General features: G+C 52.4%; 13 protein-coding genes. 4 read left to right on the top strand and 9 right to left on the bottom strand.

Translation table 11 applies throughout. From position 1 onward, the window contains the following. Positions 1-15 precede the first annotated feature (15 nt). The 7 genes from AB9F29_RS15465 to AB9F29_RS15495 all read right to left on the bottom strand — a co-directional run bounded on the left by AB9F29_RS15465 (position 16) and on the right by AB9F29_RS15495 (position 11,599). Positions 16-1,020: a TRAP transporter substrate-binding protein gene (locus tag AB9F29_RS15465; RefSeq protein WP_369756338.1), complete on the bottom strand. Its 1,005-nt coding sequence runs from the start codon at positions 1,018-1,020 to the stop codon at positions 16-18. Between the two features lie 291 nt (positions 1,021-1,311). Next, the gene (locus AB9F29_RS15470; protein WP_369756339.1) at positions 1,312-7,170 is read right to left on the bottom strand and encodes a glycosyltransferase 61 family protein; all 5,859 of its coding nucleotides are present in this window, start codon (positions 7,168-7,170) and stop codon (positions 1,312-1,314) included. A gap of 19 nt (positions 7,171-7,189) precedes the next feature. Further along, positions 7,190-8,299, bottom strand: coding sequence for a DegT/DnrJ/EryC1/StrS family aminotransferase (locus AB9F29_RS15475; protein ID WP_335585049.1), 1,110 nt, complete (start codon positions 8,297-8,299; stop codon positions 7,190-7,192). 8 nt (positions 8,300-8,307) lie between these two features. After that, positions 8,308-8,739, bottom strand: coding sequence for an FdtA/QdtA family cupin domain-containing protein (locus tag AB9F29_RS15480; RefSeq protein WP_369756340.1), 432 nt, complete (start codon positions 8,737-8,739; stop codon positions 8,308-8,310). 95 nt (positions 8,740-8,834) lie between these two features. After that, on the bottom strand, positions 8,835-9,887 hold the full coding sequence (locus AB9F29_RS15485) for a Hint domain-containing protein (protein ID WP_369756341.1): 1,053 nt from the start codon (positions 9,885-9,887) through the stop codon (positions 8,835-8,837). A gap of 235 nt (positions 9,888-10,122) precedes the next feature. Further along, on the bottom strand, positions 10,123-11,049 hold the full coding sequence (locus AB9F29_RS15490; RefSeq protein WP_369756342.1) for an NAD-dependent epimerase/dehydratase family protein: 927 nt from the start codon (positions 11,047-11,049) through the stop codon (positions 10,123-10,125). A gap of 133 nt (positions 11,050-11,182) precedes the next feature. Next, on the bottom strand, positions 11,183-11,599 hold the full coding sequence (locus tag AB9F29_RS15495; protein WP_369756343.1) for a hypothetical protein: 417 nt from the start codon (positions 11,597-11,599) through the stop codon (positions 11,183-11,185). Positions 11,600-11,838: 239 nt separating this feature from the next. On the opposite strand from AB9F29_RS15495, the gene AB9F29_RS15500 reads away from it, so the two are divergent. From AB9F29_RS15500 to AB9F29_RS15515, 4 genes are all read left to right on the top strand, one after another. Next, positions 11,839-12,852, top strand: a complete 1,014-nt coding sequence (locus AB9F29_RS15500; protein WP_369756344.1) for an NAD-dependent epimerase/dehydratase family protein — start codon at positions 11,839-11,841, stop codon at positions 12,850-12,852. A 610-nt stretch (positions 12,853-13,462) separates the two neighbouring features. Further along, positions 13,463-14,122 carry a hypothetical protein gene (locus AB9F29_RS15505; protein WP_369756345.1) on the top strand — a complete coding sequence of 220 codons (660 nt, stop codon included), beginning with the start codon at positions 13,463-13,465 and terminating at the stop codon, positions 14,120-14,122. A gap of 134 nt (positions 14,123-14,256) precedes the next feature. After that, the gene (locus tag AB9F29_RS15510) at positions 14,257-15,444 is read left to right on the top strand and encodes an O-antigen ligase family protein (RefSeq protein ID WP_369756346.1); all 1,188 of its coding nucleotides are present in this window, start codon (positions 14,257-14,259) and stop codon (positions 15,442-15,444) included. Between the two features lie 75 nt (positions 15,445-15,519). Beyond that, the gene (locus tag AB9F29_RS15515; RefSeq protein WP_369756347.1) at positions 15,520-17,655 is read left to right on the top strand and encodes a GumC family protein; all 2,136 of its coding nucleotides are present in this window, start codon (positions 15,520-15,522) and stop codon (positions 17,653-17,655) included. Between the two features lie 64 nt (positions 17,656-17,719). On the opposite strand, the gene AB9F29_RS15520 is transcribed toward AB9F29_RS15515, so the two are convergent. Then, positions 17,720-18,274: a F0F1 ATP synthase subunit B gene (locus AB9F29_RS15520; RefSeq protein ID WP_039001625.1), complete on the bottom strand. Its 555-nt coding sequence runs from the start codon at positions 18,272-18,274 to the stop codon at positions 17,720-17,722. A 4-nt stretch (positions 18,275-18,278) separates the two neighbouring features. After that, positions 18,279-18,869 (bottom strand): F0F1 ATP synthase subunit B', encoded by a 591-nt coding sequence (locus tag AB9F29_RS15525; RefSeq protein ID WP_082802184.1) that lies wholly within the window; start codon positions 18,867-18,869, stop codon positions 18,279-18,281. Between the last annotated feature and the right edge of the window lie 69 nt (positions 18,870-18,938).

Genomic DNA, 18,938 nt, shown 5'->3' on the forward strand with positions numbered 1-18,938 from the left:
CATTATTTGTGTGACTTAGTTGGCTGGAAGTGCAATGCGGATTGCTTCCGCATCGGCCAAGATCTTATCAACTTCTTCGGCGCCATAAACGTCGCGCGCTTTGCCGTAAACTGACGCAACCGCGTCGCGGAAGGGCCCGATCACAGGAACAGCGACCGTCGCTCCGGCTTCAACCATTTCGGCCAACTGACTATCAACCGAGTTTTTCACCAAGTCGCGGCTAAAGGCCGCGGATTCAACGGCTGCCTTCATCACAGCAGCTTGGTCAGCTTCAGAAAAGGACTGCCAAGTTTTTTCAGCAATCGTCAAAGGAAGCGGGCTGTACACGTGACGAGTCAACGTGATGTTTGGCGCAACCTCATAGAAACGCAGGGATTTAATTGTATCCACTGGGTTTTCTTGGCCGCTCACTGTACCCTGTTGGATCGCGAGATATACGTCTGTGATTGGCATCACAACGGTTTGAAACCCAATCGCTTCCATGGTCCAACGGATCATATCGTTGGGGAAAACACGCATTTTTTCGCCAACGGCGTCGGCAGGTGAATTCAACGGTTCTTTGGTTGTGAAGCTGCGAAAACCCGCTTCCCATGTTGAAAGGACGCGGAACCCTTTTTCGGGCAGTTTCGCGAACTCGCCGTTTAGCCACTCGGAGTTGTCATAAAGTTCCCAGCCCTGCTCGTAGGAATCCACGAGAAACGGCATAGCCGTCAAGTTGAGGGATGGAAGATGGGACGCATAGGACCCCGTCGCCGAAACCGTAAAGTCGATCCCGCCAAGCTGAAGTTGCTCAATCGCTTTTGGGTCGTTTGCGAGTTGGCCTGAAGGGAAAATCCGCACTTCATAGCGGCCTTCCGTATACTCCGCGACTTTCTCGGCAAAAACTTCTGCTGCAGCTTGACGCGACCCACCTGGGTTGTCTGTGTGACTAAACTTCAAGACAGTTTGTGCGGTTGCAGCGGCCCCCATGGCAGCCAACATTGCGGTTGCGGTTGCGAATTTAATAAATGTGTTTTTCATTACGTCCTCCCTGACGTTTTCCTCATTGTATATTTTTAGGTATACATTAATAAATTCACTGTCAACCTTGCAATAGGATTTGACGGTGCCAAAAGTTGGCGAATACTACATAAGAATCCATGCTTTGCCGCGCGCCGTGCTTCGGGCGCATGGTTCGCGTAAGAGGGTTCAGCGTTTTCTAGGAAGAGCTCGGGTGGCGCGCCCACACTTGGCGCGACGCGACGCACCGATGAGGCGCGTGTTTAGGGCAAATTGCGAGGCAGATCGCGGAGAGGAACTCGAAAGTGGCGGCTAGACCTCACCCGTGTCGATTTGAATACTTCGCTTTTCTATTTCCGCCAAACAATTGAGGACTGTCTTTTCCATCGACTTTGAGAAGGCCTCGCTCGCCACAAATACCGGATGCTTCGCAGCCGCTTTGATGTCGGCTCCAAGCTTCCGACGCCCTGCGGTGTCGTCCGCCAACTTTCCAACCAGTTCCACATATTCATCTGGCGTATTGGCAAGCAATTTCTCAAACCCAAGGGATCCAACGAGGAATTGGTCGATCGAGCGCGTGGATCTACGACGCAAAACGACCGGCGGAACTCCGTAGATCAAAGAAAGATGCGTCATCGTCGCTCCCCCATGCGGAAAGGACGACAAATATATATCAGACAAGGACAAAACGGTTTCAGCTTCGGCAACGCTCATTTCGCTCAGGATTATGATCCGATCAAGGGAGACGCCGACCTCCTTGGCCGCCTCCGCAACTTGAATATTGAACGCAAACGCTTGGCTACGGCCCGCCCATCCGGGGTTATACGGCGCCAAAAGCAACTTGCCTTTGGGAACCCGCACCAAAGCACGCAACATCGTCAACAGAAATTCTCTACGATTTTTTTGACAGGCCCCAGCGTTGATCATAACGACGTCATCGTCGGCAAGGCCAAGTGTCTCACGTGTAATTGCCTTGGTGGCCTTCGGGGTCAGGGAGTTAATGTAATTGATGACCGGCCCCTCCACCCGCAAAATGCGCTCGGGATGAGCGGCATCTGAAATATCGAACTTGGGATCATCGCTTAGGCCCGTCAGGCAATAGTCAAAAGAGGCAAAACCGGGCGCAATAGGAACATGTGAATTCAACGTCATTTGCAGCGGTGCAATGCGATGAAAGAGCGCGAGTTCTGGTTCGCCTACACCAAAAGTAGTTGCATTCGCATAGAGGAAAACATCCAGATCGTCGGCAAGCAGCCGTTCCCGCATCCCATGTGCATTACTTGAAAACTCTCGGCGGTGATCAATTACGGTGTCAAACAATTCGTCGAATTTATTGTCCGACGCAACGACGCGGTCTGTAAAATTCATCGAGTAAGCGAAAACCTCAAACTTAGTGCGATCAAAGCTTTTGAAAAATGCGACAACAGCCTCACTGTCGGGGCCTTTAACAAAGGTACGACATAGAACGCCTATCCGCATGCGCCCCTGCGACATATCCATCGGGCGCACTGTTGATCGAGGTGGTGTATCGCTGACTACTGCGAGATGCTCCAACAATCTGTTGCGGGCTAACAGCACGTCACCGAAGGGCAGATCGATGAGGAACATTTGCCCTAAATCGAGGCGCGACGCGACCTCGGCGATCTTTTCGCGCTGCTTGATTGGCCGGCTTTCATCAAGATGAACTGCGAGCCAATCCAGCAGTCGAGTGGCAAAAGCGACGTAAATTGCGTCTTCCCCCTCAAGATACGGATAAGTAAGCGCCGTCAGCCACATAAGGTATAGATCTTGCACAGAAGGCTCTAGGCATCTCAAATCAGAAACCAGAGGCAACTTCCAAGTTGGGACAAGGACCATCGCGAGTGCAAGCATCCGCGCAAATTCTTCGTTGACCTCAGGCTCCTGGGCCAAATCGCCAGCAACTTGCTTTGACGCTTTTGAAAAGTAGGCTTTTATGTCTTCAATAGCCGCAAGCTCATCTGCATTATGCTCTTGCAACGCAATGAAACCCGACCAGATATTCGCCCAATAATCTGTGAAAAATCTGTGTTTCAATAAATCTTGAACCTCGTCAGGGGAGGCGTTCTGAAGACGGTCCAACAATTGGCGACGCATTGCGACCAACCGGTCGCTGAAACCCTCCGGAGTTGGCTTCGAGATAAGGCCCCATGAACTCGTGAGCACACCCGCGTTGCTATTTGCCTCCAAAAGGTCGTCGAGCAAATCTATTGCCGACATCTGGGGGCCCTCAAGTCTCTTTTCCGCTGTATTTTTAGAGAAAAATGGAGTCACAAGGGGCACCGGAACGAAAAAGTCTTCGTAAACGCTTTGAAAACCTTGAACACCGCGTATTGCGGAACTTTTGATCCGTGGGCCAGCAATATTGACAACGTGCGAACCAAGACATTCACCGAGCGCGCTCCAATAATAGTAATTCGTCCCGGGTGTATTTGAAAGCAGCGCAAACACACGCGCCCCTTTTGGCGCAAACAGCATGTTGGCCAAATGCGCGTCGCTCTGGCCAACGATATCACCTGCCTGAGCAAACAGGCGCAACAGTTCGGAGAATTGCAAGTCGACACAGGTATGATTTTCGAAACCTTGCTGGTTAAGCGCCTCCCTGACTTTCGGAAAGTTCGCGACCCGCTGATCATCACTTCCGTTGTCCAGAAAAAGGCGCTTTGCGCCCACAAGGCATCCCTCAGAGAGCCCAAACTTAGCGAGCCGCTGGATAATCTTGGGGTGATAACGGACTGTGTCGAATCTAGACTCACCCTCGTTAAAGTAGTCTGAAACAATATTTGCCATGCTGCCGACATAAAGCTTATTGACGCTCACAGAGACATGCCGCGACAGGCGAACGACTTCTCGATTTGGAAAGAAATACCGCAGCGCTTGATAATGCTGAAACGGCATTTCGGCATCCGTTAGGATCGGCACATGCGCGGGCGCGATATCACATGCCAACATGACACGTGGAATAACTTCTAGGATAAAATGGAAATAATTGTGGCTGTAGGTTCCTGAGGCAAAAATCCCGTCTTCAACAATCATTTCTGACGAATACCGGCGCAGGAGAATCCTGTTCTGCTCCACAGCCACGACGGCTCCGGACTCCTTCACACACATCTTTTCGACATCGAAATTTAAAAGACCGTGATCAACCCACGTACCAAAATCCGTTAAGAAACCGTCGTTACCCGCAACCAAGGTAGCGTGCGAATATATCGAAGCTGTCGCTGCGGGTGCGAGATATTGGCCATTGGAGGGCGCAATATGGGTATGGGATGCAACTGATGGCCGCGGGAGGGTGACAGCTTCCTGAGGGTAGATTTCAATCGTCTCAGATGCGTCTGTGGGATCAACACTAAAGGGCACAACCTCGGTAATGAGGGTGGGATGAACGCCACCTGAGGCGTGATGAAGCGATGAATAGAGCAAAGAGGCGGATTCTTTGTCTTGCCCAAGCCTAAAGAAACGAATTGCCGCTTCACGGCCCAAGGTTGGAATTCCCAGACTGCCATGTGGGGCCGAGTGAAAATGCGGAGTCCCCTGGGATAAAAGCCAAAGGAGCGGCGACGCTTGGGAACTATCCGCCTGTGCGGTTTCAAACTCGGCATTCCCTTCAAACATCGGGTGCGGGAGTCGCCCCTCAAATTGGCCAAAACTCAAATAATGCTCAAGCGGATTACCCCCTGGCTCGTGGACATCAGGGTATTGCGTAAGATAGTATTGTGTCGAGAAATTCGGGTGCGGATCAATCGCAAAAGATGCACCATTCGTGAGGAAAAACTCAAGGATGCTCCCGTGAATATTAGCCGCATAAGGCGCTTGGGTCAGGATATGGCTTCTTTGAACCAACGGATGGGTATCAGTGCTCAGTTTATTCGTGGCGACCAGTTGAACAATTGTTTCCTGCGTCCTCAATGTGTCTGGTCTAGACCGTACAACATGCTCAACCGAAATCAAAAGATGCGGATCACGACCGATTTGATTACCTTCGATGAGATGCGCCCAAAGCGAGTTTGGCGCGGCCAGAATATAGCGCGCCAAGTCCTGATCCTTACAGAAATACGCAGGCTCAAAAAGGCCTGACACTTTGGCTTGATCGCGCCCCATCTCCTGATGTGTCAGAAACTGTAGGAGCGCGCCTGGGCGTACTTCGGGATCATGCGAAAGCCACGCGGGATGCAGCAACGGATGCGGGCAGGTTCCTTTTTGAATGCCACTTTCAAGGAAATGTGCCAAGAGGGGTTGACCTTTAACCGGTAGTCGCATTTGCCGCACATAATAACGCGGGTCAAAAAACATATGCGGCGCAATTTGGTCGCTGCGCTGCAAATACTGCGCGAGAATGTTTCCCTTGACGGGATCACCCGCCCCTGTTTCCTCGATTGAGACTTTGCAAAAGGCGGGGTCAAAAAGCGGATGGGGGAAATATCCCTGCGCTTCACCGCGCAAAACATAATGCATCAAGGGAGCCGCCGCTGCGGATTTTCGCTCCTGAACCGTCAGGTTGGACAAATAGTAATTGGCGTCGAAAAGGGGGTTTGGGCTGCGCAACTCATTTTCGCCGTTCGACAAGAAATGCTGCAGGGGGTCAACTCCCGCGGTGGCAATATCCGGATAGCGCCTAAGGTAGTATTCCGGATCAAAAAGCATCGCAATAATTTGGTCACGCGGCACGTTGAGCGGGGCACGGTGGCGCCCTTCGCACAGTCCGATGATCGCATTGAGACGGCGGCTAAATTTTTCGGGCGACCCGTTTGAGACAAACCACTGGCGCGATGATACCGCCATACGGCCCAACCGTGCTTTTGTTGGTTTGCCAAGATTTGATCTTGCAATATACTTTGGCGCATCACTGGCGACGCTACTGACAACATCTGGCGTATCAGACATCAGCGCCCGAAGTTTGTCTTCCAACTCTTGCGCGGTTATCCAATCTAGTGTGTCGGAGGGGGCATGGGTCGCACCAGAAAGGTAGTGGGAAACTTCATCGGAACCACCGCCATAGATCGCAACAGGTATTCCAAGGTAGGCCGCCTCGACAATGGTCAAACCCCCGCCAACGGGGAATGACGAGATAAAAAGATCGACGGTATTTGCAATCAGCTCTTGGGCGACGGAGGGAACTTCGCCAACAATCGACAGGTTCTCAGGGGGAATTTGTGCCGCGAGGAGAGCCTGCTTAAGACAGGTTTTTAGCGCGTCAGTGACGGGTCCGATGTGGACGTGCTGACCGCCCGTCGCGCGCAATATGCGCACAATGGTTTCGGGAAGACCTAACGGGCCGTCAAGATTAAACTTATGGCTCCCGCCGCAGGTAGCCGTCATGAATGCGCCAGCACGGGGAAACACGCGTGGCCGCCGAAGGAGAACCCGCGCGATGCCTTTGCTTTTGGAAACAAGCCGCGCGCGCGCCGTTTTATTACGCAGTTTTATGTGCTCAGGATTAAACGCCAGCGGAAAGGAATAGACCTCGCGATCCGGCCGCATTTCCTGAATACGTTTCTGCTGCTCAGGTCGGATGGCGAGGTGCTTTGCCGCTGCCAGATCAACACCCGCACTCGCGGTGGTATCCGCGTGATGGACGACATAGGTGTTTGGTCGATCAAAATCGCACAAAGCGATTGCCGCGAGTACATCCTCTGGATGGTGCAGCGTAAACAGGCGGCGCGCGGTAAAGGAAGCCAGTTTGTCACGCAGCCACAACAAGCGATCAAAAAGCCCAAGCGTCTTGTCGGGATAGATCGGGAAACCACCCGCCTCGACAACCTCTTGCAAACCAAAGTCACGTTTATTCTCAAATGTACCCGTGAACAAAACGATATGCCGCTCACGTGGACGCGCCGCAATGAGTTGCCTTAGAAGCGTTCGGTGACCGCCCGTTTGATAAACCTCGGTGACAAGATAAACGTTTGTCTGTTTGTCAAAACTTACGCGTTTGGGCGCGACCGTATATTCATCACGCAGTTGCGCCGCAAATTCGCCGCAGGCCGTATCGATTTTTGACAAAAACACTTGCGCACGGCTCGCTGGATCCACGACCGCATCCATTGCGCCCAACAAAAGCAAATTCAGCTTACGAGGTAGATTTTGCGCGGCTTCAGACCCCTCGCCCTGCATTTTTAGATCAAAATCTTGAGAATCAGGTGATCGGAGGTCCATTTAGTATCCCAAAGCTTGTTTACGGCAGAGTACGCGCAGTATTGTCGACGATTGTCGCAATTTCTTGTGCCTGTTCAAGAGACAGATGTGGCCCGATCGGTAGACTCAAGCATGTCCGACAAATCTCTTCGGTAATGGGGAAAGACATTGCCCCAAACTCCGCTTTAAACGCGCCGCTGTGATGATTTGCAGTTGGGTAATGCATTGCCGAAGGCACACCAACTTTTGCCAGCGCCTCTTGCAATCCGGCGCGATTTTCGTGACGCACGACATAGAGATGCCACACCGACCCGACGCCATCGGCAACGCCGGGCAATGTGAGGCCGGGTGTCGCGGCAAGGGTCGTGGTATAGATATCGGCAATTTGAGAACGGCGTGCATTCCACTCATCCAACTTGCGCAATTTCACCGAAAGCATGGCCGCCTGAAGCGTATCGAGGCGCGAATTATAGCCAACCGTATCGTGCTGATATTTCACCTTTGAGCCGTAATTCCCCATCTCGCGAATGCGATCAATAAGGTCTTCGTCATCGGAAACAACCGCCCCTGCATCGCCAAATGCCCCGAGGTTTTTGCCGGGGTAGAAGCTAAAACCTGCCACATCCCCGATTTGACCAGTGCGACGATTTCCGTCAAACGCCCCATGAGACTGCGCGGAATCCTCGATGATTTTTAGGTCATATTTTTCGGCCAGATCCCGTAATCCTTTATAAGGAACGGGTTGGCCATACAGATGCACAGGCATGATCGCACGCGTGCGCTCCGTGATGACCGCAGGCACCAATGAAAGGTCCATATTCATCGTGATCGGGTCGGCATCCACCGGAACAGGCGTCGCACCAACTTGTGCAACCGCCAGCCAAGTCGCAATAAACGTGTTAGCCGGCACGATCACTTCGTCCCCCGGTCCAATCCCATAGGCGCGCAACGGAAACCCGATGGCATCCAAACCACTCGCCATACCAACGCAATATTTAGCACCGCAGTATTCCGCAAATTCGGCCTCAAATTTGGAAACGGGACCGCCCCCGACATAATAACCAGAGTCCATCACAGACTGGTAAGCCGCATCAATTTCGTTTTGCAAAGAACGATAGCCAAAGCCAACATCAAGAAAAGGGTACTTCATGGCATCCACTATTTAACGGGATTTTGCAGCTGCTTCCACGCCAAAAAATCCTCAAAGGTATAAAGATAATCGTCGGTCTCGAAGGGACGCGAAGCAAGGACGCCCACCACAGTTCCCGGAGCATCAAAACTCAGGCTACGCCACAATCCTCGGGCCACATATAGACCGACATCTGGCGACGTAAGTTTGTATTCAGTGGTGCTTTTTGAATCATTCAAGGTCACAGTGCAACTACCGTGCAGGCAAATCATGACCTGCTGAAGTTGCTTATGACCATGCTCGCCCCGTTGCGCACCAAGCGGCACATCAAACAAATAATAGAACCGTTTAATTTCAAAAGGGAGCGCACCAGACTCTACAACGCCAAGCTGTCCTCTGGCATCCGAGAAATTCGGCAAAGACAGCAAACATGGCTTTGAAATGTCGGAAATAATCATCATTCTTCCAGAAAACAAACGTGTTTACGTGAGGTACATGGAAGCGGTTGCGAGGTCAAGGATACTGTAGGTCGCGTGGCGCAGACACCTTCTAGGTGCTACTGAACGGCGATGAGTGGTTTGTTATTAACTATGTGGCGGCGCAACATATTGGCGATAACTTTACCCTTTTTGGCAATGTGCCGTGCTGGAACAGGTGCAAAACTAGAGGTCAAAAATTGAGGGAATATTTCAAATAACTCTTCGCGAGCCGCGACACCAACCCCCTTGAGAGCCTCACGCCCAAGCAACAGGCTTTCTGCAGGAGCGCCCTGTGCAAAAATGATTTCATGCTGATCAAAGAGGATATGGAAATAGGTAACCCTCTGCACCTCATTGTCGACAAAAACTCCCGGCAGGTCCACGAGTTTGTGGGCGGGCACCAAGACTTCTGCCGCATCAAACATCCGCGCAGCAATGGGCGAGCGCACCAGCATCCTATGCTGTGGTGACACACGCAAATCGCTTTCAGGAAGCCCGAGTCCAAGCGCGCCGGCCATGATCTTGATGGGCCTTAGCTTGGTTTTTTGGGCTAATTCCTCGGGTCCAAGCTCATAAGACCCAATCCAGCGAATACGCTGTGCACCGTGATCGCTCGTCAGAACTTCGTCACCAACACACAGTTTTTCAATCGTCCGTTGCCCGTTCGGCGTACCGATCAAAGTTCCGAGCACAAAACAGGGCACAACCGTGTCAACATCAATTGAAGGGCCGTTATCAACGATGGCTCCAATAGTGAGGGGCGTGCTCAACGGCGGCACTTGGCCGTCCAAAAACATCAGGAAATAGCCCTGCTCCGCACCGGGGTATTGGAAACTCCCGTTGCCATTGATGTCATAGTCGACAACGCCAATTTCATAAGTATTCACACCATCATTAACTAGAATGGTGTAGTCCCAAGCAATCGCTTTACCGTTGTAGGTCTGGGTGGCGTCATTTGGGGTTTCGTTTGTTACGTTGTCGCCACTAATGATCGCGGGGTTAGCACCATCGGTCATCGTGATCTGGCTGTAGGCATTGATGACAAAAGTCGCGCCTTGGGTGGCATAGGTTGCCATATCGGCGGTCATTGTTGTATCGGTGCGCAACGCACCATATGCGTTAATTGTCATTGGTTTGCCTGTACTCAAAATTTTCCAGCCACGTATTTACGTCACTGACGGGGTCGTTTTTTTCACGCGCTCGAACGTGTTATTTTGATACAGTTTTAATTTAAATCTGGGCCAATTTGAGGCAAAATATAGGTGTATTTGGCGCCTTACGAGGCAATCACGCCGCGAAACTGGCGTTTCGCGCTGAGCGGAAAGATTCAAATGGAGTGTCGTTAAATAGCAACGGGAGCGGTGTTTAAACCAGAGACATGCTCTCTATGGTCTGTTTCAACCCTTCTCGCAAACTAACTCGAGGCTGCCAAGCAAGGCAGGTCTTGGCTTGGGCTATATCCAAAAAACTTCGCGGAATGTCAGACCCTCGACGTGAAACGTGATTTCGAGCAACGGGGCGTCCGAGCAAGCCTTCGATCACTTCGATAAGTTCGTTGACCGTATGATGTGCGCCCCCACCGATATTGATCAAATGTCCGACGGAACCTTCAAGATTAACCGCGCTTAAAAATGCCCGGACTACATCGTCAATATAGACATAGTCCCGACTATCGTTGCCGTCGCCAAACACCGTAATCGCTTCGCCATTCTGGATCTTAGCCAACAGCGACGGCACCAAAAAACCTTGGCTTGCACGGAAATTTTGTCCCGGCCCGTACGGATTGGACAATCTTAAAGTAACGAAATCCATCCCATGCTCTATGCGGAACAACTCCATATATTTTTCGATCATCAACTTAACTATCCCGTAGGAATTTCTTGGCATGGCAATGGCGCGTTCACTGGTTGGGGATTCAGAAGCGTTCCCATAGATTGCACCTCCGGACGAAGCGAAAATCACACGCTTCACTTTACTCGCGACACAGAGTTCCAGAAGCCGAATTTGCGGCTGAACTTCCTGCTCAATATCTTGAATTAACTGGGTATTCCCCGTACTTGGGTTGATACCGTTTACCAATTGAATCACGGTGTCGGCGCTGCACACAATCTCTTCAAGGGCAGTTGTATCCGCGAAGTCCACCTTTACACATGTTAGGTTTTCGACAGTTGGCAAAAGGGGGCGACGCGACGCGGCAATAACCGAATGCCCAGCCTGCGCAAGTGATTGGGTCAAGGAACGCCCCAAAAATCCAGAGCCGCCCAAAACCACAATCCGCTGGGGTTGGGGCAACGAATGCTCCCTGATAATACGTGTCACAGTCTCCACGCGCACTCTCCATAGTAACTGTAAATGGCTCACATTTCCGAACCCGTAAACTGCCTGAAAGCGCGGCGAAACACAATCTTTACCCTGCAAGCTCCCCCTATTTTACGCTAAAGTACTCCACGGGCGGATCGGTGGCCGATGTAATAATGAGTGTGCCAAAAATTCCTCTGCGCGTATTGAATACCATTTCTTGAAACTTAACGCCCCAAACTCGATGGACCGCGAAATCTCTATGCGTGGCGACGGACTTAAACCCTTCGAGGAGGACGCGCGTATCTCCACCGTTTCGTTCAACACGCCACTTGCCCTCGCGCGTACTGACACTATTGCCCATCGATTGAAAAACTGCATGCCGATAAGTTCCATCTTTCATGAGTTGGATCTGTTGACGATATGCCAGTCCGTCACTGACATATGTCTGCGCAAGATTTCCAGTGGTCAACGGCTTGCAACCAACAGTCCCAAGCAAAGCTATAAAAACGAGCAAAAGCCGCAGGTGCAAAGAAATGTGCATTCGGTGGCCTTTTCTGAGTGTGACGCCTAGTGCCGATTCTACGCACAACCCATTTCAAATGTCCTAACCTTCTGGCTCTATTAACGGAAATTTGCGCTGTATTTATGTGCTCAAAGAAAAGCAATAAACTCCCGTTCATTCCTCACATGCCGAAATCCCCCAAACTTACTAGATTTTTAACCCCGTGCGCCCTAAAGACGAGTGTAAAACCTTCCAGTACTGTAACAGGACAATGTAGAATGAAAAAAATCTTGGTCACGGGAACTGCGGGTTTTATCGGTTTCCATTTGGCAAAACTGTTACTTCGCGAAGGTTTTGACGTAATTGGGTATGACGGGATGACGGATTACTATGACGTCCGCCTCAAAGAACGGCGTCATCAAATACTGCATCAGAACCCAAACTTTTCATGCAAAATTGGGCTGCTGGAAGATTTTGAAGCCCTGCATAATTTTTGCCTGGACGAAAAACCCGATGTTATTGTTCACCTCGCCGCGCAGGCCGGCGTGAGGTATTCCCTAGAGAATCCACGGGAGTATATTGATGCAAATATTGTTGGTACTTTCAACATCATGGAGTGTGCGCGCGAATTGAACGTAGATCACCTTTTGATGGCATCCACATCCTCGGCCTACGGTGCGAATACGGCCATGCCTTTCGTTGAAACCGAGAAGGCCGACACACCCCTCACCATCTATGCCGCCACGAAAAAAGCAGGCGAAGCCATGGGCCATTCCTACGCGCATCTTTGGAATCTTCCGACGACCATGTTTCGGTTTTTTACAGTCTACGGCCCCTATGGGCGCCCAGACATGGCTCTCTTTAAGTTCACGAAAGGAATTCTCGAAGGGACGCCGATTGATATCTATAACAACGGGGATATGTACCGCGACTTCACCTACATAGACGATTTGGTCAAAGGTATTCGCTTGTTAATCGACACGCCACCCGTGCGCCCAGACACCCCAAACGACATCGTAGAAGGGGATAGCCTAAGCCCCGTCGCACCCTACAGAATTGTAAACATTGGAAATTCTGACAAGATTCGCCTTTTGGACTTCATCGAAGCAATCGAGAGCGAACTCGGTCTCAAGGCCAAACGCAACTTTATGGAGATGCAAAAAGGCGATGTGCCTGCGACATGGGCGAACGCCGATTTGCTCAGAACACTGACAGGATACCAACCTCAAACCGAATTTCGGGATGGGGTGGCGAAATTTGTGGCTTGGTACCGGGACTATTACCAAATCTAAGACAGGTTTCTAACTAGGACTGGATCCAAAGATGGGCCCGTGCCCCCTGTGACCACGATTGCCGCGCCAACCTCGGTGCCCACGCCGTGAATTCCCTCTAGAAGCCTCGTTTGCCCCGCGCCGGATCGCGGACGCTTGAGCGGCATTCGAGGATGCGTTGGCGACTCTCCCCATTGCTTCGTCAAGATCCCTGAATTCCTTTCGGTTTGAACTTTGTGCCGCTTCAGCAATGGCCCCAGCAACGGCGCCCAATTGTGAATTAAACCGTGCGGGGGCAAGACCCGCTGCCTTTAGCCGCTTGATCGCAACCTCAACTGCACTATTGCAGCCGTTTGATGAGGTCGAACAAGAGGAGATGAGTTGCGCACGGCCGAAGTCTAGGCCTTGTGCCAAAGAAGGTCGTGGCCCAAGACCAAAGACCAAAACCGCCAGCGTCACGGCCATAATTTTCGCTAAACTTACTGACACTTTTGGTCCTTTCTCATTTTTCGCCCCTCCAAACCGCGTGTGTGGCAATCCCGAAATGCAACCTATACGCTTGTTTTTCGATATTTTTTCACCTACGAAAAGAGTACATTTCAACTCGCTTTGCGCTAGGAATTCAAAATCTGTGCTTGTCACTCACATCTTTCTTGCCCTTCTCGCGCTGTGCATTGCTGCTCTTTCTTTTTCCTTTGGTCGCACCGAACTCGCCGCTCTTCATCACATTCAATTGCCGTATTTCGTTCAACTTCAATCTCTGCGCCAATCGGAGAAACCCATTCCCTCGCCGCGCTCTATTCGATACCGTTCCGCTCTCGTTATTCCTTGCATTGAGGACCAACAGACGCCTGAAGCCCTGTTTTTTCCCCAAGCAGACCGCCTCGCGGTCGCCCGTAACTGTTCTCAGATAGCCGCCGAAACTCTCACAAAATCGCCAACAGATTCCTTGGCGCGACTTGCCCTTGCCAACGCGATGTTTGTCCAAAATGACATGGTTCAGGTTAATGAAGCCTTAAATCTCGCGCAAAAAACGGCCCCAAATGAAGGTTGGCTTGCTGCATATCGCGTTGAACTTGCCTTCTCCCTAGGGCCTGCCCTGACACCGCCCTACGCGCTAGCTCTCGATCGCGACATTTCCCTGCTGCTTAGCGGGTATCGCAACCAGCCATATTTGGCGCGAATTTACCTTGATTGGCCCGACCAAAAGGAGCGCATACTTTTCCTCGTGGAACAGCACCCGCCCGACATTCAGCGCGCCTTCCTTGATGCGGTTCAGGCGGCAATATGAGCAATTCCAAAGCCAGTTGGAGCCCTAGAAGCCTCCACACAAAATTCGCATGGACCCTCACAATCCTCCTCCTCCTGGCCCCCTTACCTCTGGGTTCAAATCGGCCCGTACCATGGATGGCCTGGACCTTTGTTTTGGCTATTCTCCTTCTCCTCTATGTGGTGGTGCTTTCCGTCAAAACACCTGCCCGAAAACTGCGATCAAGGGCCGTTTGGCCGGCCTTCGCTCTTGGTATACCCTTTGTTATCTACGCCCTCCTCCAAGCCCTGCCCCTTGGTCCTTTAAACCTTAAACTTCCCAACGACTTACAGCTATATTTACCTAGTGATTACATAAGCCTAACCCCCGCTGCCACCGCCCTCGGCGCCCTGCGAATCTCTGGCTATGGCGTCCTGTTTTTCCTTATTTTCGAAACCGCCACGCGGCAGTCCCTTCTTAAGCGTATGGCTTGGGCGCTGTTCCTCGGCATTTCCCTTCATGCCGCATGGTCCATGGTCGCGCTCAAGCTGTTGGGAGATGTCACTTTGGTGGGCGAAAAAACGGCCTATTTGGGGTCAGCAACTGGTACATTTATCAATCGGAATTCCTTCGCCACTTTCCTCGGAATGGGTCTTTGCCTTGGCCTTGCAATGATCCTAGATCGCTCCAACAAGCTGCCCTCTACAACCACCACAATCCGCCTCGAAACAGCCCTCCTTTGGATGTGCCTCGCCCTCACCGCCATCGCCCTCGTTTCGACCCAATCGCGCATGGGCGTTTTTGCCACGACCCTCGGAACGTCCGTCGTTATTTACCGAATGAGGCCTGCCAAAACTTGGTTCATTTATGCCGTTATTTTGCTCCCGCTCATCCTACTTTTCGCCGGAAATTTGGCCGAACGCGCACTTTTTTCCCTTATCGACTCCGAAGGCCGCCGCGAACTTTGGGCGCAATCCTTCGAGCTTATAAAAATCCGCCCATTTACCGGCTTTGGACTGGACGCCTTCTCCCAAAGCTTCGCCCTTCAACACGCGCCGCCCCTCGCGCAGGATGTGGTTTGGGAGTACGCCCATAATTCATACCTTACGCTCTGGATTCAAGGCGGAGTTTTCTTTGGTTCCCTCCCTCTTCTGGCTCTCCTTTGGGGGGGCACCAAGTTGGTGCGCGCGCCAAACTTGCACGATCCAATCGCCACATCCGCCCTCGCCATCCTCGTTCTCGCAGGCACGCACTCCTTGGTCGATTTCAGCCTTGAAATGCAGGCAAACGCGTTTCTTTTTACCGCAATTTTCGCGATGGGCCTCGCAGCAGTCCAACCGCGCAAAAATCACAGCATCACTTAACCGTAAATTAAGGAATATTAATCAAGGTTAACCACGAACCATTTTGAGACACTGACCACACGGAAAGCAGCAAATATGAAATCTGGATCCGCCTGCGCCTTTGATCTTCGCGAAATTTGGAACCTCTTGCGCCGAAAAATCCGCCTGATTGGCCTGTCGATGGCGCTCGTCCTTGGCGCGGCCTTGATCTACCTTTTTTACGTCACCCCCCTGTACTCGGCGACCGCGTGGCTGTTTGTGGACACCGACCAGAAAAACCTGCTCGCGCCCAACGAAAGCTATGCCTCCCCGGGTTCCAGAGACAATGCGCGCATCGAAAGCGAAGTCCTGATCCTCAAGTCAAATACGGTTGCGCTTGCGACGATCGAGCGTTCCCAACTCGTGGATCATCCTCTCTATAAGTTCCAGCTGGGCTTAACTGAGCGCGCCAAAACACTTCTCGGAATTGCCGCCAACAAGCCGCCAACGGGGCCGGATTTGGTGAACCGTGTTCTGGAGAAATTCGATAGATCCACGACGATCCGTCGCATGGGGCAAACCTACCTAATTTCTGTCACCGCCACCTCTCAAGATCGCCACCACGCCGCTGAATTGGCTAATTCCTTGTCGCAAACCTATATCAACCTCCAAGTGCAATCCAAGGTAAACGCAACCCTCGCCGCCCGCGATATTCTACAGGGGCAAATTGCCTCGGCCCGCGATGTTTTGGCGCAAACCGAGGGCGCGTTTGACCGCTATATCGACGCAAATCTTTTCCGTCTGACCCAAGAGAGCGGCAACGCCTCCCTACATTCTTTGCGCGCGCAATTGCAGGAAACCAACGCTTTTCACCTTGATGCCGAGGTGCGCGCCACTCAGGCGCAGGCGGCATTTGAGGTGCGCGATTGGAACACGTTGGCCCAGACTTTGGGCGACGAGGCCCTCAAAGACCTCACGCAACAACGGGCTGACCTTTCGCAAAAATTGGGCCAATCCGATGCCAGCACCCCTGATGCAATCGACCTGCGGGGACGGCTCACCGCCCTTGAGAAAAACCTAGAAACCCGCACATCCATGGCGGTTTCCGACCTCAGACTCGACGCCACACAGTTGGAAATGGTGCAACGGGATCAACGCAGAACTCTGCGCACAACCGTTCTGTCAGGCGATCTGTCACCCACCACCCTCGCCCAAATTTATCAACTGCAACAAGAGGCCGACATCGCGCAGCGCCATTATACAACCCTCCTGTCACGCGCCGCTGAACTACAGGCCCAAGCGCTGGTACATGTGGCCGATACCCGCATCGTGTCCGCCGCCCTTGCGCCCTCACGCGCGAGTTTTCCTAACAAGAACCTGATCCTTGTGCTGGCGGTGATAATTGCGCTGGTGCTTGGTGTTGGATTGGCCTTTCTCAGCGAGTATTACGTTGGCGGCATTTCCTCCACGACCCAACTCGCCAATGTCCTACCCGTGCCCGTTGCGACCGCCGTTCCGCGCATGGATCTCGCGCCGGATCAAAGCTCTATCGCCGATTACGTCCTTGATGCGCCGCTTTCGGTTTATGCCGAATCTCTGCGTCTTCTGCGCAGCGCAATCGACCAGAGTTTGCGCGCCCAGACCGCCCCGCAAACGCCGCCTACATGCACCGTTATTATGGTTACCTCCTCCATTCCCGCTGAAGGCAAAAGCACGGTCGCCCTTGGCCTCGCCCGCACTTACGCCGCTGCGGGAAAATCGACCCTGTTGATTGACGCCGATCTGCGCAAGCCCTCCCAGCATAAATACCTTGACCTTAAACCTGACACCAGTTTGCAGGAGTTTCTCAGCGGCGACAGGACCGTCGCGGATGGCTCTGAGTTTTACACATCCGACCCGAAATCCAACCTTGGTGTGATTTTGGGTCGGGACCGCGCTGATGTGCCAACCGACCAGCTTCTTCAGTCCGACACGTTTAAAAACCTGCTGGAAACCGCCAAAATGGCGATGGATATCATCATTCTAGACACATCCCCGCTGCTGCCTGTGGTGGACGCGCGCTATATCGCGCCCCATGCGGATGTGGTGGTAGATTGTGTGCGGTTTGGCGTGACCGAACAGCGCGACCTGCGTGCGGCCTTTGGCCAACTCACCGCGAGCTTGCGCCCTGGCACCCCCGTCGTCACGCTTTTGAACCACGATGAAAGCAAACACACCGGCTATCGTTACGATGGCTATTACGGCAAAGAATAGCGGCTTTAAAACAAAAAGCCCGGCCACAGGGGCCGGGTTTTTATAAAGTCTTAAGCGTTCGAAATTAGTGCAGTTTTGCGCCAACTTCTTTGATCGCATCTTCAATCAGCTTGTTACCGTCCGCCGCAGAGGTGTTTGCCGCGATAACATCACGGGCCGCGCCAATCGCAACCGTAATGGCTGTGTCGCGCACTTCTCTGATGGCTGCGGCTTGGGCCGAAGCGATTTGATCTTTTGCACCAGCAATACGACGTTCAATCGAAGTCTGCAGGTCCGCTTTAGCCACTTCAGCGACAACACGTGCCTCTTCTTTGGCCGCAGCAACAATACCGTCAGCTTGCGTTTGAACTTCTTTTTGCTTGCGTTCGTAATCCGCCAAAAGGCCGCGGGCTTCGTCGCGTAGGGCACGAGCTTCGTCGAGATCCTTTTTGATCCCTTCGGCGCGTGCATCCAACTGGCCCGTCAACATGGCGGGAACGTTGAACTTCAACAAAACCGCGATGAAAAGGATAAAGGCCAGCAGGACAACGAAGTTTGTGTTGGCCAGAGAGAAAAACGGACCAGATGCAGCCAGAGCAGGCGTTGCTGTGAAAGCAAGGAGGAAAGCGAGATGTTTCATCGTATTACCCTTTCATCCGTGCGGTAACCGCAGCTTTGAGTGTTGCAGCATCGGCTTTGGTGCCAAAGGCCGAAACGATCTCTTTTGCCGTATCTTTAGCAACCGTAATCACGCTGTCTTTTGCGCCGTCACGAATGGCCGCAATGGCCTTTGCGCTTTCGGCGGTTTGGACCGCGATCTCAGCATCCGCTTTGGCAATCGCGAGATCCAGATCAACCTGAACTTCGGCTTTTGTCTCGGCGGCGATGCGCGCTGCTTCGGCACGGGCGTTGGCAAGGGCCTTAAGATAGGCTTCTTCCGCTTCATGTGCTTTGGCTTTGAGCTCTTCTGCTGCGGCGATGTCACCGGTGATTGTGCCCTGACGTTCGGCCAAAACTGTTGCGATGCGAGGCAAGGCAACCTTTGTCAAAACGAGGTAGATCACAACCAGTGTGACGGCCAGCCAGAAAATCTGGTTTGGGAACGTCGAAAAATCGAGTTGCGGCATACCAGCGGATTCAGGCACGTGTGCGGCCTCTCCAATGGCGTGCTCTTTCGCGAGTTTCGCTATTTCGTGTGCGGCTTCGGTTGTGCCGCTTTGTGCGTCATTTGCCATGTCGTCCTCCAGGAACCTTGTTTACAACGAGAGAGCGCCAAAGCGCCCCCCCGCACGTAAGGATGGTCC

This window comes from Falsihalocynthiibacter sp. S25ZX9 (assembly GCF_041205405.1).
GTDB classification, from domain to species: Bacteria; Pseudomonadota; Alphaproteobacteria; order Rhodobacterales; family Rhodobacteraceae; genus Falsihalocynthiibacter; species Falsihalocynthiibacter arcticus.

Bases quoted from the DNA above. Each gene is read 5' to 3' on its own strand.
- AB9F29_RS15475 (WP_335585049.1), bottom strand. From the start codon at position 8,299: ATGAAGTACCCTTTTCTTGATGTTGGCTTTGGCTATCGTTCTTTGCAA.
- AB9F29_RS15495 (WP_369756343.1), bottom strand. From the start codon at position 11,599: ATGCACATTTCTTTGCACCTGCGGCTTTTGCTCGTTTTTATAGCTTTG.
- AB9F29_RS15515 (WP_369756347.1), top strand. From the start codon at position 15,520: ATGAAATCTGGATCCGCCTGCGCCTTTGATCTTCGCGAAATTTGGAAC.
- AB9F29_RS15520 (WP_039001625.1), bottom strand. From the start codon at position 18,274: ATGAAACATCTCGCTTTCCTCCTTGCTTTCACAGCAACGCCTGCTCTG.
- AB9F29_RS15470 (WP_369756339.1), bottom strand. From the start codon at position 7,170: ATGGACCTCCGATCACCTGATTCTCAAGATTTTGATCTAAAAATGCAG.
- AB9F29_RS15525 (WP_082802184.1), bottom strand. From the start codon at position 18,869: ATGGCAAATGACGCACAAAGCGGCACAACCGAAGCCGCACACGAAATA.
- AB9F29_RS15480 (WP_369756340.1), bottom strand. From the start codon at position 8,739: ATGATGATTATTTCCGACATTTCAAAGCCATGTTTGCTGTCTTTGCCG.
- AB9F29_RS15500 (WP_369756344.1), top strand. From the start codon at position 11,839: ATGAAAAAAATCTTGGTCACGGGAACTGCGGGTTTTATCGGTTTCCAT.
- AB9F29_RS15465 (WP_369756338.1), bottom strand. From the start codon at position 1,020: ATGAAAAACACATTTATTAAATTCGCAACCGCAACCGCAATGTTGGCT.
- AB9F29_RS15485 (WP_369756341.1), bottom strand. From the start codon at position 9,887: ATGACAATTAACGCATATGGTGCGTTGCGCACCGATACAACAATGACC.